Annotated in this window: 23 protein-coding genes and 1 pseudogene; 21 read left to right on the top strand and 3 right to left on the bottom strand. The window is 46.5% G+C overall.

The genetic code is table 11. The features are described 5' to 3' along the window. Window positions 1–439 precede the first annotated feature (439 nt). The 3 genes and pseudogenes from D8S85_RS21625 to D8S85_RS05335 all read left to right on the top strand — a co-directional run. Window positions 440–610 carry a hypothetical protein gene (locus D8S85_RS21625; RefSeq protein WP_010185948.1) on the top strand — a complete coding sequence of 57 codons (171 nt, stop codon included), beginning with the start codon at window positions 440–442 and terminating at the stop codon, window positions 608–610. A gap of 501 nt (window positions 611–1111) precedes the next feature. Next, the gene (locus D8S85_RS05340) at window positions 1112–3157 is read left to right on the top strand and encodes a HelD family protein (RefSeq protein WP_106479901.1); all 2046 of its coding nucleotides are present in this window, start codon (window positions 1112–1114) and stop codon (window positions 3155–3157) included. Window positions 3158–3248: 91 nt separating this feature from the next. Then, window positions 3249–3398 (top strand): annotated as a pseudogene (locus tag D8S85_RS05335) (CatB-related O-acetyltransferase); the annotation flags it as partial. 18 nt (window positions 3399–3416) lie between these two features. Here the strand turns inward: D8S85_RS05335 and D8S85_RS05330 are convergent. Beyond that, complete coding sequence (locus D8S85_RS05330) at window positions 3417–3833, bottom strand: EamA family transporter (protein WP_106479900.1); 417 nt, start codon at window positions 3831–3833, stop codon at window positions 3417–3419. Between the two features lie 191 nt (window positions 3834–4024). Here D8S85_RS05330 and D8S85_RS05325 point away from each other — a divergent pair, with 191 nt between their 5' ends. Further along, window positions 4025–4321 (top strand): ArsR/SmtB family transcription factor, encoded by a 297-nt coding sequence (locus D8S85_RS05325; RefSeq protein WP_106624991.1) that lies wholly within the window; start codon window positions 4025–4027, stop codon window positions 4319–4321. An 86-nt stretch (window positions 4322–4407) separates the two neighbouring features. Further along, a complete protein-coding gene (locus tag D8S85_RS05320; RefSeq protein WP_127074883.1) occupies window positions 4408–6072 on the top strand; it encodes an FAD-dependent oxidoreductase in 1665 nt (554 codons plus the stop codon). On the opposite strand, the gene D8S85_RS05315 is transcribed toward D8S85_RS05320, so the two are convergent. Further along, window positions 6073–6603 (bottom strand): C40 family peptidase, encoded by a 531-nt coding sequence (locus D8S85_RS05315; RefSeq protein ID WP_228423140.1) that lies wholly within the window; start codon window positions 6601–6603, stop codon window positions 6073–6075. It abuts the gene before it with no gap. A gap of 145 nt (window positions 6604–6748) precedes the next feature. On the opposite strand from D8S85_RS05315, the gene D8S85_RS05310 reads away from it, so the two are divergent. From D8S85_RS05310 to D8S85_RS05300, 3 genes are all read left to right on the top strand, one after another. After that, window positions 6749–7342 carry an acyl carrier protein phosphodiesterase gene (locus tag D8S85_RS05310; RefSeq protein WP_106479898.1) on the top strand — a complete coding sequence of 198 codons (594 nt, stop codon included), beginning with the start codon at window positions 6749–6751 and terminating at the stop codon, window positions 7340–7342. A gap of 23 nt (window positions 7343–7365) precedes the next feature. Continuing rightward, complete coding sequence (locus D8S85_RS05305; protein WP_106479897.1) at window positions 7366–8214, top strand: mechanosensitive ion channel family protein; 849 nt, start codon at window positions 7366–7368, stop codon at window positions 8212–8214. 102 nt (window positions 8215–8316) lie between these two features. Further along, window positions 8317–9957 carry a B12-binding domain-containing radical SAM protein gene (locus D8S85_RS05300; RefSeq protein WP_106479896.1) on the top strand — a complete coding sequence of 547 codons (1641 nt, stop codon included), beginning with the start codon at window positions 8317–8319 and terminating at the stop codon, window positions 9955–9957. A 13-nt stretch (window positions 9958–9970) separates the two neighbouring features. Here the strand turns inward: D8S85_RS05300 and D8S85_RS05295 are convergent, their stop codons facing one another. Further along, window positions 9971–10558: an anthranilate synthase component II gene (locus D8S85_RS05295; protein ID WP_106479895.1), complete on the bottom strand. Its 588-nt coding sequence runs from the start codon at window positions 10556–10558 to the stop codon at window positions 9971–9973. A 111-nt stretch (window positions 10559–10669) separates the two neighbouring features. Here D8S85_RS05295 and D8S85_RS05290 point away from each other — a divergent pair, with 111 nt between their 5' ends. The 13 genes from D8S85_RS05290 (at window position 10670) to murG (ending at window position 25341) form a co-directional block, all read left to right on the top strand. Next, complete coding sequence (locus D8S85_RS05290) at window positions 10670–11896, top strand: MFS transporter (RefSeq protein WP_127074882.1); 1227 nt, start codon at window positions 10670–10672, stop codon at window positions 11894–11896. A 2-nt stretch (window positions 11897–11898) separates the two neighbouring features. Further along, the gene (locus D8S85_RS05285) at window positions 11899–12672 is read left to right on the top strand and encodes a lysophospholipid acyltransferase family protein (protein WP_106479893.1); all 774 of its coding nucleotides are present in this window, start codon (window positions 11899–11901) and stop codon (window positions 12670–12672) included. Continuing rightward, window positions 12669–13670 (top strand): aminodeoxychorismate synthase component I, encoded by a 1002-nt coding sequence (locus tag D8S85_RS05280; RefSeq protein ID WP_228423139.1) that lies wholly within the window; start codon window positions 12669–12671, stop codon window positions 13668–13670. Before D8S85_RS05285 ends, D8S85_RS05280 begins: the two co-directional genes overlap by 4 nt. Before the next feature lie 16 nt (window positions 13671–13686). After that, window positions 13687–14286 carry an aminotransferase class IV gene (locus tag D8S85_RS05275; RefSeq protein WP_158641510.1) on the top strand — a complete coding sequence of 200 codons (600 nt, stop codon included), beginning with the start codon at window positions 13687–13689 and terminating at the stop codon, window positions 14284–14286. Between the two features lie 314 nt (window positions 14287–14600). Beyond that, window positions 14601–15047: a division/cell wall cluster transcriptional repressor MraZ gene (mraZ, locus tag D8S85_RS05270; RefSeq protein ID WP_106479890.1), complete on the top strand. Its 447-nt coding sequence runs from the start codon at window positions 14601–14603 to the stop codon at window positions 15045–15047. A gap of 69 nt (window positions 15048–15116) precedes the next feature. Then, window positions 15117–16013: a 16S rRNA (cytosine(1402)-N(4))-methyltransferase RsmH gene (gene rsmH / locus D8S85_RS05265; RefSeq protein WP_106479889.1), complete on the top strand. Its 897-nt coding sequence runs from the start codon at window positions 15117–15119 to the stop codon at window positions 16011–16013. Window positions 16014–16028: 15 nt separating this feature from the next. Then, window positions 16029–16406, top strand: coding sequence for an FtsL-like putative cell division protein (locus D8S85_RS05260; protein WP_106479888.1), 378 nt, complete (start codon window positions 16029–16031; stop codon window positions 16404–16406). Between the two features lie 117 nt (window positions 16407–16523). Next, complete coding sequence (locus D8S85_RS05255) at window positions 16524–18641, top strand: penicillin-binding protein (RefSeq protein WP_240648894.1); 2118 nt, start codon at window positions 16524–16526, stop codon at window positions 18639–18641. Window positions 18642–18710: 69 nt separating this feature from the next. Further along, entirely contained in the window at window positions 18711–20159 is a 1449-nt protein-coding gene (locus tag D8S85_RS05250; RefSeq protein WP_106479887.1) for a UDP-N-acetylmuramoyl-L-alanyl-D-glutamate--2,6-diaminopimelate ligase, read from the top strand. Window positions 20160–20162: 3 nt separating this feature from the next. Beyond that, a complete protein-coding gene (gene mraY, locus D8S85_RS05245; protein ID WP_106479886.1) occupies window positions 20163–21413 on the top strand; it encodes a phospho-N-acetylmuramoyl-pentapeptide-transferase in 1251 nt (416 codons plus the stop codon). 128 nt (window positions 21414–21541) lie between these two features. Next, window positions 21542–22876, top strand: coding sequence for a UDP-N-acetylmuramoyl-L-alanine--D-glutamate ligase (gene murD / locus D8S85_RS05240; RefSeq protein WP_106479885.1), 1335 nt, complete (start codon window positions 21542–21544; stop codon window positions 22874–22876). Window positions 22877–23000: 124 nt separating this feature from the next. Next, window positions 23001–24227 (top strand): FtsW/RodA/SpoVE family cell cycle protein, encoded by a 1227-nt coding sequence (locus D8S85_RS05235; RefSeq protein WP_106479884.1) that lies wholly within the window; start codon window positions 23001–23003, stop codon window positions 24225–24227. Window positions 24228–24246: 19 nt separating this feature from the next. Further along, entirely contained in the window at window positions 24247–25341 is a 1095-nt protein-coding gene (gene murG / locus D8S85_RS05230; RefSeq protein ID WP_106479883.1) for an undecaprenyldiphospho-muramoylpentapeptide beta-N-acetylglucosaminyltransferase, read from the top strand. The last annotated feature ends 29 nt before the right edge of the window (window positions 25342–25370 follow it).

Genomic DNA, 25370 nt, shown 5'->3' with positions numbered 1-25370 from the left:
TTTATTTTTTAATGCGGATTCAAGAGCTGAGGGAGTTGAGTTTCAAACTATCTTATCTGCCTCTCGTTTATCCGACATTTTTTTTATGCGTCTTTCTGTCGCATCGGTCGTTTTCGTTTCGGGTGCTTGAAAAGGTAGGGATTAGGGGATGCAAGGTTTTTCGGGAAAAATACTACCCGCAGGGCTGGAGATTTTTGCCGAAAACAGGAGGCTTGACCTTGCATTCCCGTCCAATCCCGGAATTACCTTTGCGCCCAGAACGGAAATGACTGCCTGATGCGGCGTCACTGAAAGACGCGAAAATGGAGGTAAACGGAAGTGGAGGCAGATTAGACAGGAAAACTTCAAAAGAGAAATCTGTGAAAAAAAGAAATCCCCAAAAGGAAAAAAAGGGACATAGCCGGAAGCGTGAAACCGGGCAAACCACCGGCAAGGAAGTATGATTTTATATGTCTGGCCGAGCGTGTCCGGTCGGACATATAAAATCATTCTTCCCGGTTTGCCTGCCGTGCATAACGGCTTGTTCCATTTATGGATCGGGCGGTCAGACACGGCTTTCCGCTTACGGCTCAAAGGAACAGCGAAAAAGAAATCGTCTGCGAACCCGTAAAAGCACCTCTCTGGCATAAGCACAAAAGAAATGGGCCTTGCATCATCAGTCTAAACTGTTGTTTAGGCGTGAGGCAAAGCCCTTTTCTCCGCTTATGCGGCAGTCGGCATACGTTCATCCAAAATTCTTTTGGGCGATGGTGTGCCGACGGATAAAACAGCTTTTACGGAAAAACTTGTATGAGATAGAAAAAAAATTAGGGAGATTCATTTCAAAATCTCCCGTTTTATTGTTACTTTTGCATATGAAGAGTTCTTTGAAGGTTACGCAACGCGCAGAAAGATGATGCAGTAGATAACTAACTAAATCGTAACCTATTACTATCATGAGCAATTAACCTACGCTCATTTCCAATGAATTACACTCTTTTCGTAACTTCATATTGCAAAGATACAAAACTTATAGATACATAGCTATAAATAGCTATTTTCTATCCTATTGTATTGCAGTAATTTTGCGAACCGTTTTGACTCTATTGTCATCCTTTAGCAACAAATTATTATGATATTCAATCAAACAGAGAAACAAGAAAGAGGCTATTTACATCAAATAATCAATCGGTTGAAGCAGATAATCAGCCACACCGATGTGTCTGTAAAAGATCATGTAGATGTATTGGCGGAGTACAAAGACTACCTTTGGAGTAATAAAGATATCGATCCGCATGAGATTCGCTCCATGCGTGAAAGTATTTTGAATCATTTTGCCATAGGTGAAAGTGTAATTGACAAACGCCAACGGCTTGCCAGAATGGTGGATATTCCCTATTTCGGACGAATAGACTTTCAAGAGAAGAGTGAGAACCGTCCGGTAATCCCTGTTTATATCGGCATACATACCTTTCATGATACTGAAAGCCGGACAACCGTGATTTACGATTGGCGGGCTCCTATTTCGAGCATGTTCTACGATCATGAACTGGGCGAAGCATCTTATCAATCCCCATCGGGAGAGATAAAAGGGGATATTTCATTGAAACGGCAATACCGGATTCGGGCTGGAAAGATGGAATTCATGATCGAAAGTGCGCTGACCGTCCACGATGATATTCTGCAAAAGGAACTAAGTTCTAATGCAGATGATAAGATGAAGAACATCGTTGCTACCATCCAGCGAGAGCAAAACCGGATTATCCGTAATGAGGAAGCCCGAACACTCATCATTCAGGGAGTAGCGGGTTCCGGCAAAACATCCATAGCCCTGCACCGCATCGCCTACTTGCTGTATGCTTTTCAGGGCAGTATCTCTTCAAAAGACATATTGATCGTTTCTCCGAATAAGGTGTTTGCCGATTACATCTCTAACGTTTTACCCGAACTGGGCGAAAAGAACGTACCTGAAATCAGCATGGAACAGATACTTTCCGAAGTGCTGAATCACAAATACCAGAGTTTTTTCGAGCAAGTGGATGAATTGCTGACAAAACCAACTCCGGACTTTATCGAGCGAATCGAATATAAATCATCTTTCGATTTTATCGCAAGTCTGGATCGTTTCATTCTGCACATGGAAAACCACTATTTTAGAGCAGAAGATGTGAAGTTAACCAAACGCATTACCATCCCGGCCGAATTTATTAAAGAGCAATTCCACCGTTTCCACCGCTATCCTATGCGCCAGCGGTTCGAGGCTATGACGGATTATATTCTCGATATGATGAAAGTACAGTACGCTTTCACGGTGACGACTGTGGAGCGGAATTTCCTAAAGAAAGAGATCAAGCGAATGTTTGCTGGAGGGAATGACCTGCAAGTCTATAAAGATTTCTTTGCATGGACGGGGAAGCCGGAACTGTTTAAAATGCGGAAGAATCGCACACTTGAATATTCTGACTTAGCACCATTGGCGTATCTACATATTGTTTTGGAAGGTGGAACAAAGAATAGTGTCAAACATTTGCTGGTAGATGAAATGCAAGATTATTCTCCCATCCAGTACAAGGTGATACAAAAGCTATTTCCTTGTCGGAAAACGTTGTTGGGTGATGCCAGCCAGTCGGTTAATCCTTACGGCTCGTCTACTGCGGATATGATTCAGAAAGCTCTTGTCACGGGCGAAGTGATGAAGCTATGTAAAAGTTACCGTTCTACTTATGAGATCACTGATTTCGCACAGAGGATACGGACAAATACCAATCTTGAACCTGTCGCACGACATGGAGAAAAACCACGGGTACTACGATATAATAATGAGAAGGAAGAACTATCTTCCATTAAAGAGTTAATTGCCACCTATCAGGCATCCACTTATAAATCGCTAGGAATTGTCTGTAAAACCGAATCGCAAGCACGTGAGATGGCAGATAAATTACAAATTCCCGATATTCATTTCCTGTCGAATCAAAGTACTGCTTTTGTACAGGGTATCGTTATCACCTCTGCACATATAGCCAAGGGCTTGGAATTCGATGAGGTGATTATCCCGCAGGTGGATGATAAAAATTATCATTCAGAGATCGATAGGAGTATGCTATACGTGGCAGTGACGAGAGCAATGCACCGTTTAACGCTGACATATAGTCGGAACAAAACACCATTATTCGATTAATTAAAAATGACACAGAGAGAAATAGTACAAGGATTTTATTATTTATCTGAAAAGTAAACACGATTAAAACGAATCAAGTTATGATGAAAAAATATATCCACGTACCGGAGATAAGCAAACCGTCTATTTGAATGCCGTGATTAAAGACCCACAAATAGAGGTGGGCGATTATACTATTTACAATGATTTATTGAAATCCTTATCCACCTATACCTTTCCTCTATTCTATGAAGAATGGGAATTTCAATGATCAGTGGTTTCATTTGATGAGCATGATAACACTTCCGCCCGTGATGAGTAAAGCGCCGATAATGACCTTTAAACTAACAGGTTCTTTCAATAAAAAGAAAGAGAGGAAAATGGTGATGACCACGCTTAATTTATCTATTGGGGCAACACGTGATACTTCTCCGCTTTGCAATGCTTTGAAATAAAAGAGCCATGAGAGTCCGGTTGCTATCCCGGAAAGAATCAGGAATACCCAAGTGTGACGGCTGATGTCTTTTATTTCTCCCAGGTGTGAACCGAACAACACGATACCCCAGGTTATTATTAGAATAATTGAAGTACGGATAGCTGTTGCCAGATCTGAATTTATGTCTTTTACTCCGATCTTTGCGAATATTGCTGTTAATGCAGCAAAGAGGGCTGATAATAATGCGTAATATTTCCACATAAGTTAATAATCATTTGTTGGTTGCAAAATTACAGATTTTAATGAAATAACTTTAACAAAGTTAGGCGGGAATTTTGTAGAAATTTTGAAGATGGAGAGGTATTTGAGGAAATGAAGAGTGTTAAATGTTCTTTATGGCATCATATATTCAAATGTATGTTTATATATTTGTATGTACGAAAAAGGAGAATATGAAAACAGAATGTTTTACGCGAGAAGAGTTGGAAAAGCTGGCCTACGTATTGAAAGCGGTGGCACACCCGAATCGATTGAAGATTATATGCTTGCTCTCGAAAAACGGGGAGATGAGCGTATCGGATATATGTGATCGGATGGGATGCAGTCAGGCGTTGATTTCGCACCACCTGACCGATATGCAGGCAAAGGGAATTTTGTCGATCCGGCGAGAGGGGCGTAATGCTTTTTATCGTATGGTAAGTGATCATATCACGGAGGCTATGCGTTGCATGATGAAATGCATGAAGTAAGGCTGTGAGCCTTGCTGGAGGTGCTTTAAGTATCACATTTGAAGAAATAATGGAAGAATATATTAACCCCTAAAATCTAAGCGTGTATGAAATATTTGATTGTTGGTGGTGTGGCGGGAGGAGCCTCGACGGCAGCCCGTTTGCGTAGGCTCGATGAAAGTGCTGAAATTATTATGTTTGAGAGAGGTGATTATATCTCTTATGCCAATTGCGGTTTACCTTATTATATTGGTGAGTTGATTTACCAGCGAGAGAAGCTTTTCGTGCAAACTCCCGAAAGTTTTGCCGCTCGTTTTAATATAGAGGCTCGGGTACGTTCGGAAGTGAAACGTGTAAACCCGGAAAAGAAAACGATCATGGTACATAATTTGGCCTTAGGAGGGCTTTATGAAGAGACGTATGATAAATTGATCTTGTCGCCGGGAGCGGCTCCGGTGCGTCCTCCACTGGAAGGGATTGATATGGAAGGGATTTTTACCATGCGTAATGTGAACGATACGGATCGGGTGAAAGAGTATATCGAGGAACATGATGTGAAATATGCCTTGATCGTAGGGGCCGGGTTTATCGGTTTGGAGATGGCTGAGAATTTGCACGAGTGTGGCATTCAAGTGTCGGTTGTGGAAATGGCAGATCAAGTGATGACTCCGGTGGATTATGAGATTGCTACTGTGATACACCAGCATTTTAAGTCCAAAAGTGTCGGGCTGCATTTGCAGGAGGCGGTGATTGCGTTTCATCCTGCGGAGGACGGTATCGACGTGGTGCTGAAAAGCGGATTGGTGTTGCGGGTGGATATCGTGTTGCTTTCTATCGGGGTACGCCCGGATGTAAAACTGGCACGGGAGGCTGGGTTAGAGATCGGGGAGACGGGGGGAATTAAGGTAAACGAGTTTTTGCAAACTTCCCATCCGGATATTTATGCCGTGGGAGATGCTATCGAGTTCCCGAACCCGCTGAGCGGTCGCCCTGCTTTGGCGTTTTTGGCTGGACCGGCCAACAGGCAGGGGCGTATTTGTGCCGATAACGTGGTGAACGGTAATCATCAAAAATATAAAGGCTCTATCGGTACGGCAATAGCTAAGGTTTTCGACTTGACTGTTGGGGCAACAGGGTTGTCTGCTAAAATGCTTGATCGCCTGCAAATGCCTTATAAGGAGGTGATCGTGCATGGAGCATCTCATGCCGGGTATTATCCGGGGGCGGTAATGATGGATATAAAGATTAATTTCTCTCCGGAAAATGGAAAGTTACTAGGAGCTCAAGCCGTGGGAGTTGACGGGGTCGACAAGCGGTTGGAGATGATGTCTGCCGTGATTCGGAATGGAGGAACAATTTATGATTTGATGGAATTGGAACAGGCTTATGCACCCCCTTACTCGTCCGCGAAAGACCCGGTGAATATGGCCGGGTTTGTGGCGGATAATGTGTTGAGTGGAAAGGTGAAGATAATCAGTTGGCGGGAGTTGAAAGATATGGACCACTCCAAAGTGATGTTGGTGGACGTGCGTACCCCCGAGGAGTTTGGCAGGGGAAGTATAAAGGGTGCCGTGAATATTCCCTTGGATGGTTCACGGGGGAAATACCAGAATTTGCCAAAGGATCGGACAATCGTGGTGTTCTGTGCGATTGGATTGAGAGGGTATATCGCTACCCGTATATTGATGCAATATGGTTACGATGTGGTAAATTTGAATGGGGGATATAGAACGTATTCTACAGCGATGGCAGAACAATGTTCGGCAGGGTAATTACCATACCCTGCCGGATTTACGCCATCCTTTTTTGTAATAATTTTCGCTCAAATGGTTGATCATAACACCTTTTGATGTGCTTGCATGAGCAAAGTAGCCCTTTTTAAGGTAGATGCCTATGTGGTTAAGGGTTCTTTTTTTCCGCTTGGAAAAATTGAAAAAGACAAGATCTCCCGGTTTCAAACGGCGTTTCCCGATACGCTGACAATCTTTATTATAGATATTAACGACTGCACGTTGCAGGGATTTGTGATAGACATTTTGATACACGGCCCCCACGAATCCTGAACAATCAACCCCTGCACGGGTAGTCCCTCCATATCGGTAAGGAGTTCCTAACCATCGACTGACCTCTTCCAACAGGGGAAGATCGTCTTTCCGGTTCACGGTGAATCCCAGTTTGCGGGATAGCTGTGCGGTTTTGCTTTTTTGAATGGCGAGTTGTTTGGATGAGGTGCAGGACGAAAAGACGATGGTCAATAAAAGAATGCCAATGTATAATGTATTAAATTTAAATGTTCTGTTCATAATCTATTAGTTGCCAATAATGTCAACAAAGATAGGGAATTCGGAAGAATGGGTTGTTTTTTTTCGTATTTTTGTTTCTGAATTGGTGTTAAAAAGAGACTGAAAGACTTGGTATTTGTTATAGGAGAGATACGTAAACTAGCAAATGAATTATTTGGCGCATATATTTCTCTCGGGAGATGACCGGAGAGTACAGATTGGAAACTTTGTTGGAGATGCTGTTAAAGGACGGGCTTACGAAAATTATCCGTTAGGTTTTCGGAAGGGTATTCTGTTACACCGGGAGATTGATGATTACACGGATCATCATCCCGTGGTTCGAGAGGCAATAGATATGTTGCGAGCTGATTTCGGACGTTATTCCGGTGTTTTGACGGATATTTATTTCGATCATTTATTAGCAAGGAATTTCCGACATTATTCTGGGCGGTCGTTGAGACGGTTTGCTTGGGGGTTTTATGGGGCATTAATATTGAACTATCGTTATTTGCCGGAACGTTTCAAGGGATTTCTTTGGCATTTTATCCTGACGAATCGGCTGGTGCGTTACGCTTCCCTTTCCGGGATCGAGCGTTCGCTGGGAATTATGGTGGAGTACAAGAATCTAAGAATTGACCCCGGGGCGGCTATCGTCTTTTTCGAGAGGAATCAGGAGCGGTTGCAGGAACTGTTCGATCGTTTCTTGCCGGATGTCCGGAAAATGTGCCACTTAGTATTGGAAATGAATGCAAATTGTTAATCTTTAATTATAAATTTTGGTATATGGAAGAATTGTTTACAAGTACTTCTAATGTGTCATTAGATGTGTTTTTAACTAAGATGATCGATTTGGGTGTATCGGTCGGTTCTAAGATTTTGTTGGCAATCGTGGTGTTCCTCGTGGGGCGTTGGATTGTTCGGCGATTAAATAATTTGTTGGCGAAAATATTGGAAAAACGTCACGTGGAGGCCTCTTTGTCTACCTTCGTGAAGAGTTTGGTGAGTATCTCGTTAACACTGTTGTTGATTATCGTAGTGATTGGGGTGCTTGGCATTGAGACTAGCTCGTTTATTGCCCTTTTTGCATCTGCCGGTGTTGCTATCGGCATGGCTTTGAGCGGTACGTTGCAGAATTTTGCCGGAGGGGTAATGATTCTATTGTTCAAGCCGTTTAAGGTTGGTGACACGATCGAGGCACAGGGACAGTGCGGTACGGTGAGGGAGATCCAGATATTTAACACCATTCTGGCGACTCCCGATAATAAGATTATTATTATCCCGAATGGCGGTTTGTCCACGGGATTAATGAAAAATTATTCTAAAGAAGCTACCCGCCGTGTGGATTGGGAATTCGGTATTGCTTATGGGGATGATTACACGAAAGCGAAGAGTGTGATTGCTCGTTTGCTGGATGCGGATGGGCGTGTATTGAAAGACCCGGCTTATTTTATTGCCTTGACTTCTTTGGGTGAGAGTTCTGTCAATATCGTGGTTCGAGCTTGGGTAAAGTCCGAGGATTACTGGGGTGTTTATTTTGATATGAACGAGAAGGTGTATAAGACGTTTGCCGAGGAAAATCTGAATATCCCGTTCCCGCAATTGGACGTGCATTTGCATGGGAAGACAGAATAGGTTTCTGTCGTTGCAAGTTAACGGGTTACAGGTTACAAGTTATTTAAATAGAAGTGGTAGCTATTGAAAGATGGTTACCACTTACTTAAATTTTAATTCGTTATGGTACTTCTTTGGTTGGATTTGAATTCTTCGTATGCTCATTCATCATTGGCCCTTCCGGCAATTCATGCTCAGGTGGAAGGAAAGGAGGGGGATGTAGAATGGCGGAAGGTTTCAGCGACGATCAATTCGAACGTGGGAAGTGTGGTGGCCGAGATCGTGGCGGCCCGGCCGGATGTGCTAGCAGCAACAGCGTGGTTGTTCACGCATGAGGTGTTGTTAAAGATCACGGCCCGGGTGAAGGCCTTGTTGCCGGAATGTACCATTATATTCGGCGGACCGGAGATGCTGGGGGATAATGAGGAGTATTTGCGTCGCAATCGGCACGTGGCTTGCGTGTTTCGGGGAGAGGGTGAGCTGGGATTTCATGAGTGGCTGAGGGTGTACGATTGTCCTTCCCGGTGGAATGAGGTTGTGGGGCTGTGTTGGTTAGACGTGGAGGGAGTGTATCATGACGGTGGATTGGCGAGGGTGATGGAGTTTGACCGATTGATGATACCGGAACATAGTCGTTTTTTCGATTGGACAAAGCCATTCGTGCAGTTGGAAACGACAAGGGGATGTTTTAATACCTGTGCTTTTTGCGTGAGCGGGGCGGAGAAACCTGTGCGGGCGTTGTCCGTGGAGCGTATTCGGGAGCGCCTGACTGTTATTCGGGATCATGGTATTCGGGATATTCGGTTACTGGATCGTACTTTTAACGGGTCTTCCCGAAGAGCAATCAGTTTGTTGGAGTTGTTCCGGGAGTTTGCTCCGGGCATGCATTTCCATTTGGAGATTCATCCGGCGTTGCTTTCCGACGAGGTAAAGGCATTGTTGCGGGAGTTGCCCGCGGGGTTACTGCATTTGGAAGCGGGGATTCAGAGTTTGCGGGAGAATGTATTGCAGGCTTGTCGGAGACTCGGTGATTTGCAGGAGGCTTTGAATGGGTTATCTTATTTGGCGTCGTTGCCTAATTTGGTGGTACATGCGGATCTGATTGCCGGGTTACCGCTATATTCTTTGAAACAGATGATTGAGGATGTGCGGGTGTTGGCCGGTTTCGGAACGGAAGAGATTCAGTTGGAGTTATTGAAGTTATTGCCCGGAACGGCGATGCGTGCGGAAGCCGGGGCTTTGGGAATTGTCTATTCTCCGGACGTTCCGTATGAGGTGTTGCAGACGGAAGCGATGTCGGTGGAGGATTTGCGTCAAGCCCGGTTGTTGTCTCGTTTGATTGATGGTTTTTATAATGCTTTGGCATGGCAGGGGGTGACTCGTAAGTTAATCAAACATGATGAACGTTTTTTGTCGGATTTCTTGTCTTGGATGGAGAAGCAAGAGTTGTTGGAACAACCGCTTAGTTTGGAGCGACGAGGGGCGTTGTTGTACGAATTCTGTGAAGAACGATACCCGATGTTTCTGACAGATATTTCGGTGGCATGGATCGTGGCAGGAATTCCTTTTGCCAAAGAGCCCAGCAAACGGCTGAAGCCTTGGAGTAACGAGATACCGAAAGATGTAGTAAACGTGATGGGGAAATACGAGAGTGTGATGCGGGTGTATCATCTGCCCGGTGAAAAGGAAGAGTTCTGGTTCGGTTTCGATCGGGGAAAGTCGGCGTCAAAGCCTCTGTATATGGGGAGGAAAGAAACTTTATAATCTTTTTTTTAATTTATTTGTTTATCCAATTGTTTATCATCTGTCGGCCTTGACGGGTGATGATGGATTCTGGGTGATATTGAACAGCGTGGATGGGAAGGGTTGTATGGTAGAAGGACATAATATGGCCTTCTTCGTCAAAAGCACTGATGTGGAAGCACGACGGGAGGGTGTGTGGATTGACAATCCACGAATGGTAGCGTCCCACTTGTACGGGAAGGTGGAGACCGTGGTAGAGAATATCCGTGTGATCCACGATCGTGAGACGGCTTTCGTGACCGTGCTTGGGATGAGCTAGTTGTTGTAGGCTGGCACCGAAGGCTTCGGCAATGGCTTGATGACCGAGGCATACACCGAGAATATCATGGGTCGTTTTGCAATGCTCGATGAGGGCGAGGAGATCTCCGGCTTCGGCAGGAATGCCCGGTCCGGGGGATAGTAGAAGTTTGTCGTAGCGATCGAGAGAGGAAAAGTCGATTCGGTCGTTCTGAACAATGTCGAATTGACAGTGTTCATTCTCCCGAAGGATTTGAACAAGGTTGTAAACGAACGAGTCGTGATTGTCAATAACAAGTATATTTTTTAATGTTGAATTCTGCATTTCGAGACGTTCTTTATAAGGTTTGTAACCTGTTTTTCGCCCGCAAAAGTAGGAAATCGAGGGAAAATAAACTACTTTTGGCTGTTGACTTTTATCGTATAAGTTGTGATTATGGCGAAGAAAAAGAATTGGTTTTCCTTGTTTTTCACGAACTATTTGGGAGTTTTGAATGATAATTTCCTGAAAACGTTAGCGTGCTTTATTTGTATTGCATGGGTGGGCAAGGAGAACGAGTCGATGGTCGTGACATTGGCATCGGCGGCATTGGTGATCCCGTATTTATTGTTTTCCCCGTTGGCGGGACGGTTGGCAAAGGTATATAAAAAGCGAAAGATTGTGGTTTGGGCAAAGTTTGCCGAGATGTTGATCATGGTTGTGGCCTCGGTCGGGTTTTTGATGCACTCGACGGGACTTGTGTTGTCGTCTATTTTGTTGATGGGATTACAGAGTGCGCTGTTTTCTCCTTCGAAGTACGGGTTGATTCGTGACATCGGGGGTGAAGAGGGGATTTCCTATGGCTCGGGGGCCATGGAGATGTTCGCTTTCGTGGGTATTCTGACCGGGACGTTGATGGCTGCCTTTTTGTCGGAGAGCGTGACGCTCCCCGTCTTGTGCGTGATCCTGTTCGGGGTGGCATTGTTCGGCTGGTTGTCGAGTCTGACAATTCGGGCAGACGAAAGCGAACCGATGAAAGAGAGCCATGAGACGCTGAATCCTGTGAAGTTTGTGAAGGATATGTTTGTACGGGCACTGGCGTTCAAGGGACTGAACCTGGTGGTCGTGGGGCTTGCCACGTTTTGGTTTATTGGCTCTATGGTCCAGATGGTGCTTATCGTGTATTGTCGTTCGGATTTGGGAATGAACGATTCGGAGACGGGTATCGTCATGTCGTTGGCCGCCGTAGGTATTGGGGCGGGATGTTATCTTGCCGGGGTATTGTCTCGCCGGGACGTGGAGTTGGGCTTGGTTCCTTATGGAGGGATTACAACGGGATTGACCTTGCTGACGATATTCGTTTTTGACGCTCATGGGGTGACGTTTGGGGTGCTTGTGTTCCTTGCCGCATTTTTCAGTGGAATGTTCAAGGTGCCGCTGGATGCTTGGATTCAGGCGAACGTGAAGGGACGGGAACTGGGAGATATGCTGGCTTATTCGAATCTGATTACTTTTTTGTTTATGTTGATAGCGTCGGGGTGTTTCGGGGGAATGACCATGTTTTTTGACACGAAGTACGTGTTTGTTTTTCTAGCCGTGCTTACATTTGCGATTACGGTTGTTTTGTTTTCGTGCGTGGAGGAGATGAGAGTAAGGTTTAAGAAGTTTCGATTAAAGAATTAGATATGGGTTATAAACAGGTATTGGCGGCCTTTTACCGGGGAGTATTGAGTGCTCGCTACCGGGTGCGCCTTGAGGGGGTGGAATTGTTGACCGAGAAACGGGCAACGTTGTTTTTGCCGAATCATCAGGCATCTGTCGATCCTCAGATTGTTTGTTCTCAGTTATTACGTTACGTGGATGTGTCTCCGTTGGTGACGGAGGGGTATTTTAAAATTCCGGTAGTTGCGCAGGTGCTACACTTGATGCATGCGGTGCGTGTGCCGGATTTGGAAAAGAGTCGTCGGGGAGTGGAAATTGTGGCCGGGTTGAATCGGGTGGTCATTGACGCTTTGGCGGCGGGGCATAACGTGTTGCTTTACCCGGCCGGACAGTTGACGAATAGCGGGTTGGAGCGTGTGGGGAACAAGCAGGGGGCTTGGCAGGTGTGTCATCAACTGCCGGAGGGTGCTCGTGTCGTGGGGGTACGCATCCGGGGATTGTGGGGGAGTATGTGGTCAAGGGCTAAGACGGGGAGTTCTCCGAATTTTGCATGGACTTATTTGAAGGGGATTTTTTACGTGCTGGCGAATTTGTTGTTTTTCGTGCCTCGGCGTGATGTGCTGATTACTTTTGAGGATATTACTGACGATGCCGTGCGTTATGCTGCGGAGGGGCGGCAGCCGTTTAATCGTTTTTTGGAGAGTTTTTATAATGCTCCGGGCGAGGAGCAACCTTTATTTTTGAAACATTTCTTTTACGTGAGGGGACGGGGTCACGGACCGTCTTTGGGAGTATGAATATGATTACAGCTAACGAGGTCCGGGCTTGCATGAACGAGGCGGGAAGCCGGCGGCAACCATTTTTGTTTGGAGTTGATTTCGAGTTATCGGAGGGCTTTTTCGTGTCCGATCCGTTGGGACAACAAGAAATTCTTTTTGAAGCCGGGGGTGTCACCAATTCTCCCGCGGAAGAAGGAACGTCGGGAAAGGTGTCGGAAAAGATGTTTTCTCTGAATCCGGTGGCGTATGAAGTCTACCGGGAGAAGTTTGCCGTGGTACGGGAAGGACTGGCTCGCGGTGATTCTTTTCTGTTGAATTTGACGGTGGCAACGAGGTTGGATACCGATTGGACGTTGGAAGAGATTTTCCACCGAGCCCGATCTCCCTATCGTTTGCTGGTTCCGGGTCGGTTTGTCTGTTTTTCACCGGAAATTTTCGTGCGGGTGGACGAAGGAATGATCTCCTCTTACCCGATGAAAGGAACAATTGATGCCTCCGTGCCCGACGCGGAGCGGGTGATTTTGGAGGATTATAAGGAGCGTTCGGAGCACAACACAATCGTGGATTTGATACGGAACGATCTTAACCGGGTAGCGGAACACGTGGGCGTGCGGCGTTTCCGGTATATTGATCGTTTGCAGGTAAGCCGGGGGGAGATTCTTCAGGTGAGTTCAGAGGTGACGGGGAGGTTGACGGGGGATTATTATTCTCGCTTGGGGGACGTGGTCTTCGGGATGTTGCCTGCCGGGTCTATTTCCGGGGCACCGAAACCATCGACATTACATATTATTGCTCGGGCGGAAGGTGAACGGAGAGGCTTTTACACGGGAGTTTTCGGGTATTTTGACGGGAAGAAGTTGGATTCGGCGGTGATGATTCGCTATATAGAGGAGCGTGATGGGCACTACTATTTTCGTAGCGGCGGGGGGATCACGATTAACAGTGATTGTCGGGCGGAGTACGAGGAGGTATTGGCCAAGGTATATCTGCCGTTTGGAAACGGGGATAGTAAGTAATTTCAAGAGAATTGTTATGGAGAGTTTCATAGAAACGATCAAGGTGTTGAACGGGCAGTTTTGTAATTTGGATGCCCACGAACGAAGAGCAAAGGCTACGGCCAAGGCTTTTTTTGGAAAATCTCTCGCGTGGGAGGTGGGGGGGATGGTTGTCCCGACCGAGATGTGTTCCGGGGTAGTGAAGTGTCGGGTGGTGTATGATTCGGAGGTGCGAGAGGTGTGTTTTCAGCCTTACGTGATGAGACGGATCGGGAGTTTACGGCTGGTGAACGGGGATGGGGTGGATTACCGGTACAAGTCGACAAATCGTTCTGTACTTGCTCGTTTGTTGGAACAACGCGGGGCGTGTGATGATGTGCTAATCGTGCGGGATGGATGGATAACGGATACTTCTTTTACGAATGTGGTGTTCGAAGATGCGGGAGGGGGACTTTACACGCCGGATACTTGTTTGCTTGAAGGGACTCGGCGGCAGAGTTTATTAGATGTGGGGAGAATTCAAGCGCGTCCGATTCGGGTGGAGGATATTGGGCATTTTCAGCGGGTGTTGCTCGTGAATGCCATGATTGGATTGGAAGATGCAATTCGTGTGCCTGTGGTAAATATCATGAAGTAAACTTTTCAGAATAACACGCGGTGTATTCCCGTTGTCTATTCGATGTTCTTAGGGATTAAAGACGAATCATTGCCGTATCAAAGACGTTCACGAGTGTCTTTGATGGGTTGTTGTCGTGTGATTATTGGATGTTTGTCTGAGGAGTTGATCTTTTCTTCATTTGATCATGTATGGTGGTTTTCCGAATGCAAAGTATGTAAAATATATGTAATTGATCTTTAGTGTGTTGTTGGTGTTGTGATGAAAAAGTGGGGTAAAGTGGTTTGAAGTGGGAAATAATTTTGTAACTTTACATCACAAATTAGGAGAGCAATATGTTGTCGTTTATCGGAGATTACACATGCAAGCCAGATAGCAAAGGACGAGTAGTTGTTCCGGCTGTTTTTCGTAAGGAAATGCAGGCGGCGGGTGAGGTGTCGTTTGTGATGCGGCGGAATATTTTTGATGAATGTATTGACGTTTACCCGAAAGACGAGTGGTTGAAGTTGATAGCGGGGTTGAGAGAGAAGTTGAGCCAGTTTAATCGGGAACAAGTGCGTTTTTTCCGAGAGTTTTTCCGGGGAGCGCAAGAGGTGGAGTTGGATGGTAACGGACGTATATTGATTCCACGCAAGATGCTGGATGGCATCGGTATGGAGAAGGATGAGATCGTGATGGTAGGGCAGGATTCAAAAATCGAGATTTGGGGGAAAATAAAGTACGAAGAGAGTGCGATGGATACGGATGAATTTGTACTTTTGACATCGCAAATAGGTTTGTAGAATTGGAGGGTTAATTGATTAGTGACGAGATATTTATAGATTTTGTTTTAACTTTAAATTTGTAACGCCATGTATCACGTGCCAGTATTGTTGGAAGAGTCCGTTTCAGGTTTGAATATTGACCCGGATGGGGTGTATCTTGATTTGACTTTCGGTGGCGGTGGTCATTCGAGGGAAATTTTAAAGCGATTGAAAGATGGTTGTTTGATCGGTTTCGATCAGGATGCTGACGCGCTGGCGAACGTGCCGGATGACGATAGGTTTATTTTTGTGAATCATAACTTCAGGTATCTGCGCAATTTCTTGCGGTATTGCGGGTACGACGAGGCAGACGGGATTTTGGCCGATTTGGGCGTGTCGTCGCATGAATTTGACGAGGCAGGCCGTGGGTTTTCTTTCCGATTTGATGCGGAGTTGGATATGCGGATGAATCAGCGGAGTCGCTTGAAGGCTACAGATATTCTGAATACATATAGCGAGGAGGATTTGACGCGTATTTTCCGGAATTACGGGGAGGTGGATAACGCGAAGCGGTTGGTAGACCTGATTGTAAAGGCCCGGGCGGAGAAAATGATTACTCGCTCGGAGGAGTTTTTACAGGTAATCGCTCCTTGTGTGCCGAAACAGAAGGAGAAGAAGTATTTGGCACAGGTGTATCAGGCTTTGCGTATAGAGGTGAACGGGGAGTTGGAGGCGCTGGAGGATATGTTGAAGGAGGCGGAACGGGCGTTACGTCCCGGGGGACGGCTGGTGGTGATTACTTACCACTCGTTGGAAGATCGGATCGTGAAGAATTTTTTGAAGAGCGGTAATTTCGAGGGAAAGGTTGAAAAGGATTTTTATGGGCATGTGAAACGGAATTTCGAGTTGGTGAACCGGAAGGTGATCGTGCCATCGGAAGAGGAGATTGAGAAAAATCCGAGAGCGAGAAGTGCGAAATTGCGGATTGCGGAAAAACGAGAATAAATTTTAATGAATTAAATGGTCTGGTTTAAGAAGAAAAAGGTAAAGGATTTCGTGCCACCGTTGCAGGAACAGAAGGAGGTGCTCGGGGATTCGATGAAGGAGTTGCTGGACGGACGTTTGTTGGCAGACACGGTGTTGCGTAAGAACATCGGGTTTATTCTTTTCCTGACTTTTTTGGGAATCGTTTATATCGCTAACGGGTACGCGACAGAGAAATTGTATATGAAAAAGGTGAGGATGGAGAAGGAGTTGAGTGAGTTGCGCTTTGAATCGATTACGACAGCCTCGGAGTTGATGCGAATCAGCGTTCCCTCGGAGGTGGAGAGGCGGATTCAGGAGGCCGGGTTGGATTTGGTGCAGAGTAAGGAACCGCCGACCAAAATCAAGAGGTGATGTGGGGCGATAAAAGGTGAAAACAGTGAATACTATATAAGTAACAGGTTAAAGGCTAAATGATTTTACGATGGAGAACGAGCTTTTAGTTTTTAACTTTTAATTTTTAACTTAAATATGGCAGCATCTATAAAACATGAATTGGCCGGACGGTTGGGGCTTGTGTACCTGATCGTGATGGTGATTGCTGCCCTGATCGTAATAAAGGCTCTGCACGTGCAAATATGGGAAGGAGATAAGTGGAGGAAGATGGGGCGTTCGGTGTCATTTAAGGATTTTGAAGTTGCACCGAACCGGGGAAATATATACGCGGATGATGGGCGTATTTTGGCGAGTTCGGTTCCTTATTATTCGTTGAGGCTGGATTGTAAGGCGATTCCGGACACGTTGTTCCGGAAGAAGGTGGATAGTTTGTCGATGATGTTGTCCCGTTTCTTTAAAGATGCCCCGACGGCGGAGTACCGGAAGAAGTTGTGGCAAGGGAAGTACGGGGCGAAGCCGAATCGTTATTTGCTTGTGAACAAGAAGAAAGTTTCTTACACCGACTTGTTGGAGGTTAAGAAATTTCCTATTTTTCGGGAGAGGGGTACACGGAGTGGTTTGATTTTGGAACGGGAGAATGTGCGTTTGCAACCGCACCGGGATCTGGCCTACCGGACGATCGGGTATCTGAACGAGGCGAAGGACGGTAGTTTTGAGGGCCGCGTGGGGATTGAGGGGGCTTTCGAGAATCAGTTGCGGGGAGAACCGGGACGGAGTATCCGGCAGATGATGTCGGGACGGTGGGTGTCGGTGACGGTGGATGATCCCGTGGACGGAAATGACGTGGTAACGACGATTAACGTGGAGTGTCAAGATATTGTGCAGGGGGCTTTGACCCGGCAGTTGGAGCATTATAAGGCTAGTGCAGGTACGGCTATTTTGATGGACGTGAAGACGGGTGACATAAAGGCCATTGCGAACGTGTCGAAGACGGCAACGGGGTATCGGGAGGTGTTGAATAACGCCATCGGGGATGCCGCGGAACCGGGGTCGGTGATCAAGGCGGCGACGATGGTGGCTTTGTTGGAAGACGGGTATGTTCACCCGGGGGACACCATTGACTTGGGAGATGGTGTTTACACGCATAACGGAGTGACGTTGCGAGAGTCTAGGCGTCCGATTGGTAAGGTAACCGTGCAGGGGATTTTTGAGCGTTCATTGAACGGTATTACAGAATTGGTATACGAGCATTACAGGCAACAACCGGAGAAGTTCGTGAACCGGTGGTACGCGATGGGCTTGAACAAAAAGGTGGGTATCGAGCTGGTCGGAGAGGCGGAGCCTTATATCAAATATCCGGGGGATAAGACGTGGAGTGGTACCACACTGCGTTGGATGAGTTTTGGATATGAATTAAAGATCACGCCCTTGCAGGTGTTGGCTTTTTATAACGCCCTGGCGAATGACGGGAAGAGAATGAAACCGCGTATCGTGAAGGAGATTCGTAACGGAAGTCGGGTGGTGGAACGGTTCGAGCCGGAGGTGGTGAGCAGTCATATTTGTAGCCGGCAGACGGTTGCTTATATGAAACAGATGATGGAAGGGGTTGTCGAGAATGGCTCTGCGAAGAATTTGAAGAATGCAGCCTGCAAGATTGCGGGGAAAACAGGAACAGCGAAGGTGGCTGCCGGGTCGAAAGGGTATAATTCGGAACCGAAGTATCGGGCTAGTTTCGTGGGGTATTTTCCGGCGGATAAGCCGGTGTACTCGTGTATCGTGGTGGTGGATAACCCGTCGCAGTCGGTGGGGTACTACGGGAATGTAGTTTCGGGTAGCGTGTTCAAGGAAATTGCCGATAAGGTTTACACGATGGCATCGTTGATGGGAGATTATAACGAGGGCGAGGAGGAGAAGGATGAGACGTTGCCGATCAGTCAGAATGGATTAAAGAGTGATTTTTTGGAGATATATGACGAGTTGGGGATTAACGTGACAGAGGACAAGGTGGGGCGTGCCGATTGGGTGATGACTTCGCGGGATAAGGAAGGAACGGAGTTCGTTCTAAAAGCCCGGAATGTGGATATGACGTTGGTGCCGAACGTGAAGGGAATGGGGCTGAGGGATGCTTTATATCTGTTGGAGAATAGTGGATTGAAGGTTGGAGTGAGTGGCGTTGGTACCGTGAGCCAGCAATCGTTGACTCCGGGCGGGAAGGTAAAAAGGGGAAGTTATGTACATATAGAATTGAGATAATAAAGAATTTAGAATTTAAAATTTAGAGTTTAGAATTTAAAATCTAAAATTTAAAATGAATAAGTCGAGATGAATTTGAAAGAACTGTTAGACGGGGTTACCTATGAGATCGTGCAAGGGAGACCGGAGGTAGAGGTTAAGATGATACACTTCGATTCGAGAAAAGTCGAAAAGGGGGATTTGTTTGTTGCCCAGAAAGGGGTTAGTGCGGATGGACACGAGTATATCGGGAAAGCGGTGGCGGCGGGAGCCGTGGCGGTTGTCTGTGAAGTGGTGCCGGAAGAGTTGAAAGAGGGGGTGGTTTACGTGAAGACGGCTAATTCTTCGGAGGCATTGGGGATAATGGCTTCTAATTTTTACGGGAATCCTTCCCGCCGGATGAAGGTGGTTGGGGTGACCGGGACGAACGGAAAGACGACGACGGCGACATTGTTGTACGAGCTGGTGCGCTTGCTGGGAAAGAAAGCCGGACTTTTGTCGACGGTGTGTAATTATATCGGTGACGAGAGGGTACACGCTACTCACACGACACCGGACGCGATGGAGATTAACGAACTGATGGGGCGGATGGTGGATGCCGGATGTGAGTATTGTTTTATGGAGGTGAGTTCGCATGCCATTGACCAAAGGCGGATTAGCGGGTTGGATTTTGACGGGGCGATTTTCTCGAATATCACACATGATCATTTGGATTATCACAAAACTTTTAAAGCGTATATCGAAGCGAAAAAGGCATTTTTTGATCGTCTGCCGAAGAAGGCTTTCGCGTTGACGAACGGGGATGACAAGAACGGCATGGTGATGTTGCAGAATACGGTGGCCCGTAAATATACATATTCCTGCAAGCGAATGGCGGATTTTAACTGCAAGACGCTGGAACGGCATTTGGATGGAACGTTGTTGTTGCTGGATGGCAGTGAGGTGTGGACTAGGTTTGTAGGGGATTTCAATGCTTATAATTTGTTGGCTGTATATGCGAGTGCCCGGTTATTAGGGTTCGAGAAAGAGGAGTTGTTGCCCGTGATGAGTATGCTGGTGCCGGTGTCCGGACGTTTCGAGACGATTTTGTCTAACGAGGGGGTGATGGCTATCGTGGATTACGCGCATACACCGGATGCGTTGGAGAATGTGTTGTCAACGATCGGGGAACTGAAGAAGGATGGGACCGTGATCACGGTGGTTGGTGCAGGGGGAGATCGGGACCGGACGAAACGACCGGAGATGGCGGAGGTGGCTTGTCGGTTGAGCGATCGGGTGATTTTAACGTCCGACAACCCGCGAAGCGAGGAACCTGCCGCGATTATCGAGGATATGCGTGCCGGAGTTCCGGAAGAGGCAGAGAGCCGGGTGTTGGCAATTACGGATCGGAAGGAGGCAATTCGTGCGGCGTTGATGTTGGCGAAGAAGGGGGACATTGTACTGGTGGCCGGAAAGGGACATGAGGATTACCAAGAGATAAAGGGCGTGAAACATCATTTTGACGATAAAGAGGTTATTAAGGAAATATTTAAGTTGTAGGTCATGTTTTATCATATCTTTGATTATTTAGAACAGTTTGATTTCCCGGGGGCGGGGATGTTTCAATATATCACGTTCCGGTCTGCTTGCGCCGTGATTTTGTCGTTGTTGATCGCCACGGTGGTGGGGAAGCGTATTATCCGTATTTTGCAGAAACAACAGGTTGGTGAGGAGATCCGAGATTTAGGATTGGAGGGACAAATGCAGAAAAAAGGAACACCTACGATGGGAGGCGTGATTATCCTGCTGGCCATTTTAGTACCGGTAATATTGTTTGCCCGGTTGGATAACGTGTATATTCAGTTGATGATTGTTTCGACGATCTGGTTAGGCTTGATCGGTTTTTTGGATGATTATATCAAGGTGTTCCGAAAGCACAAGGAGGGTTTAAAAGGACGTTTCAAGGTGATTGGCCAGGTCGGGTTGGGACTGATCGTGGGGGTAACTCTTTATGTGAGCGATGACGTATTGATCCGGGAGAAAGTATCCATTTCGGAGGTTGGAGTGGTAACCAGTACGGTGGACGAGGGATTCGTGGCCGAGAATAGCCACATGGTTTTGACGAAAGATATTAAATCGACCAAGACGACGATTCCTTTTTTCAAGAATAACGAGTTTGATTACGCTTGGTTCGGGGCGCTTTTCGGGGACTATGCAGAGGAGATCGGTTGGATCGTGTTTATTATTATCACGATCATAATTGTCACGGCGGTGTCGAACGGGGCGAATCTGACAGACGGATTGGACGGGCTGGCAACAGGAACCTCGGCTATCGTGGGGGCGACGCTGGGTATTTTGGCATACGTGTCGGGTAATATGGTGTACGCGGATTACCTGAATATCATGTATATCCCGCATTCGGGAGAGCTAGTGGTGTTTATCGCCGCATTTATCGGGGCAACAATCGGGTTCCTATGGTACAATTCATTCCCGGCTCAAGTGTTTATGGGTGACACGGGGAGTTTGTCGTTAGGAGGAATTATTGCCGTGTTTGCTATTATGATTCATAAGGAGTTGTTGATCCCGATCCTGTGTGGTATTTTCCTGGTGGAGAATTTGTCGGTGATGATGCAAGTCAGCTATTTTAAGTACACCAAGAAGAAGTTCGGAGAGGGGCGACGGATATTCCTGATGTCCCCGTTGCATCACCATTTCCAGAAGAAGGGGATCCCGGAACCGAAGATTGTGACACGTTTTTGGATCGTGGGAATCGCCTTGGCGGTGATAACGATTGTGACGTTGAAGATACGATAAGAAGAAATTTAAAATTTAGAATGTAGAGTTTAGAATGAAGAACTACCTCCCCTAGCCCCTCCTTACACAGGAGGGGAAACGGACGCAAGAAGGTTCAATCTAAAATCTGAAATTTAAAATCTAAAATGATGAAACGTTTGGTTATTTTAGGTGGAGGAGAAAGTGGAGCGGGAGCTGCTAAGTTAGGAAAGAAGTTAGGATATGAGGTTTTTTTGTCGGACAAGGGAAAATTGGCTGACAAGTATAAACGCATGTTGGAAGAATTGGGCGTGGAGTATGAAGAGGGACAACACTCGGAAGAACGTATTTTCACCGCGGATTTGGTGGTGAAAAGTCCGGGTATCCCGGATAAATTACCGATGATCGTGGGGTTGAGGGAAAAAGGAATCGAGGTGATTTCCGAGATTGAGTTCGCGGGGCGACACACGGACGCGAAGATGTATTGTATTACGGGAAGTAATGGGAAGACGACAACGACCTTGTTGTTGTATCATATATTGGAGAAAGCTGGGTATGACGTGGGACTGGCCGGAAACGTGGGGAATAGTCTGGCGGCACAAGTGGCTGACGATTTACACCGGGTTTACGTGGTGGAGTTGTCAAGTTTCCAGTTGGACGGAATGTTCCAGTTTCGTTGTGACACGGCCATATTGACAAATATTACACCGGATCACTTGGATAGGTATGACTATAAATTTGAGAATTACGCGAATTCAAAGTTCCGGATATTGAATAATATGCGGAAGGAGGATTTGTTTATATATGGTTATGATTGTGAAGTGGTGCGAGAGAGAGTGGAACGGGGAGATGTCGTACCGGAGGCTGTCGGGTTTACTTACACGGATTGTGTAGGGGTAAACGCTTACATGGATGGGAACACGGTAGTGGCTCGGTGGGGCAATCGGGAGTTCCGTATTGCCAAACAGGAGATTACGATCCAGGGACGGCATAACGTGTATAACGCTATGGCAGCAATACTGGCTGCATTGAAGGCAGGGGTGAGTGACGAGGATCTGAGAAAAGGATTGACAACTTTCCCGCAGGTGGAACATCGTCTGGAAACGGTGGACGTGGTGAATGGAGTTACTTACATAAATGATTCGAAGGCAACAAACGTGGATTCGGCTTGGTATGCTTTGGATAGTATGCACGCTCCGGTGGTTTGGATTGCCGGGGGAACGGATAAAGGGAATGATTATAGCGCGTTGTTTGATTTGGTGAAAGAGAAGGTGAAGTTGTTGATTTGTATGGGAGTGGATAATAAAAAGTTGATAGAATCGTTCTCGCCGATTTGCGAAGTGGTGGATACTCATAGTCTCGATGAAACGATGGAAGTGGCTTATCGCCGGGCAGAAAAAGGGGATGTGGTATTGCTTTCTCCTTGTTGTGCTAGTTTCGACTTGTTTAAGAATTACGAGAATAGAGGGGAGATGTTTAAGGAGAAGGTGAAAAGCCTAAAATGAATTAATTTATGATTTATGAATTACGATTTACGATTAAAACGATCTTATGGAGGGAAAGTCATAAATCTAAAATTAGTAAGCTGATTGGAATCTAAAATCATAAATCTAAAATCAAGAAATCAGTATGTTGAATCTAAAGAATAAAGTGGTATTTAAGGGGGATCGGACGTTGTGGTACGTGGTTATCGGTTTGATGCTGGCTTCTTTGATCGTGGTGTATTCCTCGACGGGGAGTCTGGCATTTCGTGTGCGGGGAGGGAATACCAGTTATTATTTGATTAAGCAGTTGTTTTTGATGTTCGGGTGTATGGTGGTGATTCTGACGTTACAGTCGTTCCATTACAAGTACTTCCTTTCATTTGCCAAGATCGTGCTGGGTATGTCGTTTATATTCCTGTTGTGGGCGAAGTTTGCGGGGACGACGTTGAATGACGCGGGGCGTTGGGTGACTATTCCGGGAATCGGGTTTACGTTTCAACCTTCGGAGATGGCAAAATTGGGGATTATTATGTACTGTGCCCGTGCGATAGCTTTTGAACAGACGGAGGAGTGTTGCAGTGATAATGTGTTGTGGCGGATGACATTGGTGGTGCCGGTGCTGTTCTTGATTTTTATGGAGAATTTCTCGACATCGGCGTTACTGGGCGGGGTTTGTCTGGTGATGTTGTTTGTCGGGCGTTTATATTGGAAAACTTACGTGAAGTTGATCGGGGTAATCGTGGGACTGGTGATTTTGATGCTGGCGGTTGTTTTTATCGTTCCGGAAAAGCATTTAAAGTCAGCGGGGCGTTTACTGACAGTGAAGAGTCGTATCGAGCATTTCGTGAACCCGAGCGAGACGGATAGTGACGATTCGTACCAGTCGGATCAGGCAAAGATTGCCGTGGCAAAGGGGGGATTGATGGGCTTGGGACCGGGAAATAGCGTGCAGCGGAATTTCTTGCCTCACCCGTATTCGGATTTTATATTTGCGATAATTGTCGAGGAGTACGGGCTGGTTGGTGCCGGGATTGTGATGTTGCTTTACTTGATTATTTTGTACCGGGTGGGGGTGATCGTGCGACGTTGTACAAGGATGTTCCCGGCAATTCTGGTGACCGGATTAGGTTTGTGTATTGTTTTTCAGGCATTGATTAACATGGGGGTTTGTGTGGGACTTTTCCCCGTGACCGGACAGCCGTTACCGCTGGTGAGTATGGGAGGTACTTCCCTGTTGTTCACAAGTGCCTCTTTCGGGATGATCCTGAGTGTCAGTCATACTTTCTCGGAAGAGGGAGAACGGGAAGAGAAGGAGAAACTAAAGATGGCTGCTCAAGGTATAAACGAGGAAGATGAGAACGAGGAAAATTGAACATGAAGATATTTGAGATATGAAAAAAGTTATTATTAGTGGAGGCGGAACGGGAGGACATATATTTCCTGCCCTTTCTATTGCGAATGCGCTAAAACGCTTGGATAAGGATATAGAGATTCTGTTCGTGGGGGCAGAGGGGAAAATGGAGATGGAGAAAGTGCCGGAAGCCGGGTATAAGATCGTGGGATTACCGGTGAGAGGACTACAGCGTAAGTTAACGTTGAGTAATTTGAAAGTGCTGTGGAATTTGTGGCGGAGTTTGAAGAAAGCGAAGCGTGTGGTGCAGGAGTTTAAACCGGATGTCGTGGTAGGCGTTGGTGGGTATGCCAGCGGACCGATAGGAAAAGTGGCCGCGAATGCCGGTATTCCGTTGGTGTTGCAAGAGCAGAATTCTTATGCCGGAGTGACGAATAAGTTGCTGGCAAAGAAGGCAGCCAAGATTTGTGTAGCTTACGAGGGAATGGAACGTTTTTTCCCGAAAGAAAAGATCATATTTACAGGAAATCCGGTGCGGAAGGATTTATTGAATGCCGCGAATGAACGGGCAGAGGGAATTGCTTTCTACGGGTTGGATGCGAATAAGAAGACGGTGCTGATTACCGGAGGTAGTCTGGGTGCCGGGTCGATTAACAAGGCTATGGTGAGGTGGTTGGAGAAGATTGCGGGGTGGAAGAACGTGCAGGTGATTTGGCAATGCGGAAGTTATTATCACAAGGAGCTGGAAGAGCAATTGAAGGGGCGTATGCCGGAAAACGTGAAGTTTATGCCATTTTTGAAACGGATGGATTTGGCATATGCTTGTGCTGACCTGGTGGTAGCGCGAGCGGGTGCGGGAACAATCTCGGAGTTGTGTTTGCTGGGGAAAGCCGCTGTGTTGGTACCATCGCCTAACGTGGCAGAAGATCACCAAACAAAGAATGCCATGGCACTGGTGAACAAACAAGCTGCCGTGATGGTGAAGGATGCCGAAGTGGTGGAGCGTTTGGGTGAAGTGATGGAGCGCTTGTTGCAGGATGACGGAGAACGGAAGAGTTTATCAGATCATATCTTGACACTAGCGATGAAGAATTCGGATGAAGTGATTGCTAGGGAAATTTTGAAAATAATGTAAAGTGTAGAATGTAAAATTTAGAATTGAAT

The sequence above is a fragment of the Butyricimonas faecalis genome, assembly GCF_003991565.1.
Classification (GTDB): Bacteria; Bacteroidota; Bacteroidia; order Bacteroidales; family Marinifilaceae; genus Butyricimonas; species Butyricimonas faecalis.
This window is presented reverse-complemented; position numbering and strand designations above follow the sequence as displayed.

What these genes read in the sequence shown, in the direction of transcription:
- D8S85_RS21625 (WP_010185948.1), top strand. Translation starts at nt 440, where the DNA reads ATGATTTTATATGTCTGGCCGAGCGTGTCCGGTCGGACATATAAAATC.
- D8S85_RS05340 (WP_106479901.1), top strand. Translation starts at nt 1,112, where the DNA reads ATGATATTCAATCAAACAGAGAAACAAGAAAGAGGCTATTTACATCAA.
- D8S85_RS05330 (WP_106479900.1), bottom strand. Translation starts at nt 3,833, where the DNA reads ATGTGGAAATATTACGCATTATTATCAGCCCTCTTTGCTGCATTAACA.
- D8S85_RS05325 (WP_106624991.1), top strand. Translation starts at nt 4,025, where the DNA reads ATGAAAACAGAATGTTTTACGCGAGAAGAGTTGGAAAAGCTGGCCTAC.
- D8S85_RS05320 (WP_127074883.1), top strand. Translation starts at nt 4,408, where the DNA reads ATGAAATATTTGATTGTTGGTGGTGTGGCGGGAGGAGCCTCGACGGCA.
- D8S85_RS05315 (WP_228423140.1), bottom strand. Translation starts at nt 6,603, where the DNA reads ATGAACAGAACATTTAAATTTAATACATTATACATTGGCATTCTTTTA.
- D8S85_RS05310 (WP_106479898.1), top strand. Translation starts at nt 6,749, where the DNA reads ATGAATTATTTGGCGCATATATTTCTCTCGGGAGATGACCGGAGAGTA.
- D8S85_RS05305 (WP_106479897.1), top strand. Translation starts at nt 7,366, where the DNA reads ATGGAAGAATTGTTTACAAGTACTTCTAATGTGTCATTAGATGTGTTT.
- D8S85_RS05300 (WP_106479896.1), top strand. Translation starts at nt 8,317, where the DNA reads ATGGTACTTCTTTGGTTGGATTTGAATTCTTCGTATGCTCATTCATCA.
- D8S85_RS05295 (WP_106479895.1), bottom strand. Translation starts at nt 10,558, where the DNA reads ATGCAGAATTCAACATTAAAAAATATACTTGTTATTGACAATCACGAC.
- D8S85_RS05290 (WP_127074882.1), top strand. Translation starts at nt 10,670, where the DNA reads ATGGCGAAGAAAAAGAATTGGTTTTCCTTGTTTTTCACGAACTATTTG.
- D8S85_RS05285 (WP_106479893.1), top strand. Translation starts at nt 11,899, where the DNA reads ATGGGTTATAAACAGGTATTGGCGGCCTTTTACCGGGGAGTATTGAGT.
- D8S85_RS05280 (WP_228423139.1), top strand. Translation starts at nt 12,669, where the DNA reads ATGAATATGATTACAGCTAACGAGGTCCGGGCTTGCATGAACGAGGCG.
- D8S85_RS05275 (WP_158641510.1), top strand. Translation starts at nt 13,687, where the DNA reads ATGGAGAGTTTCATAGAAACGATCAAGGTGTTGAACGGGCAGTTTTGT.
- mraZ (WP_106479890.1), top strand. Translation starts at nt 14,601, where the DNA reads ATGTTGTCGTTTATCGGAGATTACACATGCAAGCCAGATAGCAAAGGA.
- rsmH (WP_106479889.1), top strand. Translation starts at nt 15,117, where the DNA reads ATGTATCACGTGCCAGTATTGTTGGAAGAGTCCGTTTCAGGTTTGAAT.
- D8S85_RS05260 (WP_106479888.1), top strand. Translation starts at nt 16,029, where the DNA reads ATGGTCTGGTTTAAGAAGAAAAAGGTAAAGGATTTCGTGCCACCGTTG.
- D8S85_RS05255 (WP_240648894.1), top strand. Translation starts at nt 16,524, where the DNA reads ATGGCAGCATCTATAAAACATGAATTGGCCGGACGGTTGGGGCTTGTG.
- D8S85_RS05250 (WP_106479887.1), top strand. Translation starts at nt 18,711, where the DNA reads ATGAATTTGAAAGAACTGTTAGACGGGGTTACCTATGAGATCGTGCAA.
- mraY (WP_106479886.1), top strand. Translation starts at nt 20,163, where the DNA reads ATGTTTTATCATATCTTTGATTATTTAGAACAGTTTGATTTCCCGGGG.
- murD (WP_106479885.1), top strand. Translation starts at nt 21,542, where the DNA reads ATGAAACGTTTGGTTATTTTAGGTGGAGGAGAAAGTGGAGCGGGAGCT.
- D8S85_RS05235 (WP_106479884.1), top strand. Translation starts at nt 23,001, where the DNA reads ATGTTGAATCTAAAGAATAAAGTGGTATTTAAGGGGGATCGGACGTTG.
- murG (WP_106479883.1), top strand. Translation starts at nt 24,247, where the DNA reads ATGAAAAAAGTTATTATTAGTGGAGGCGGAACGGGAGGACATATATTT.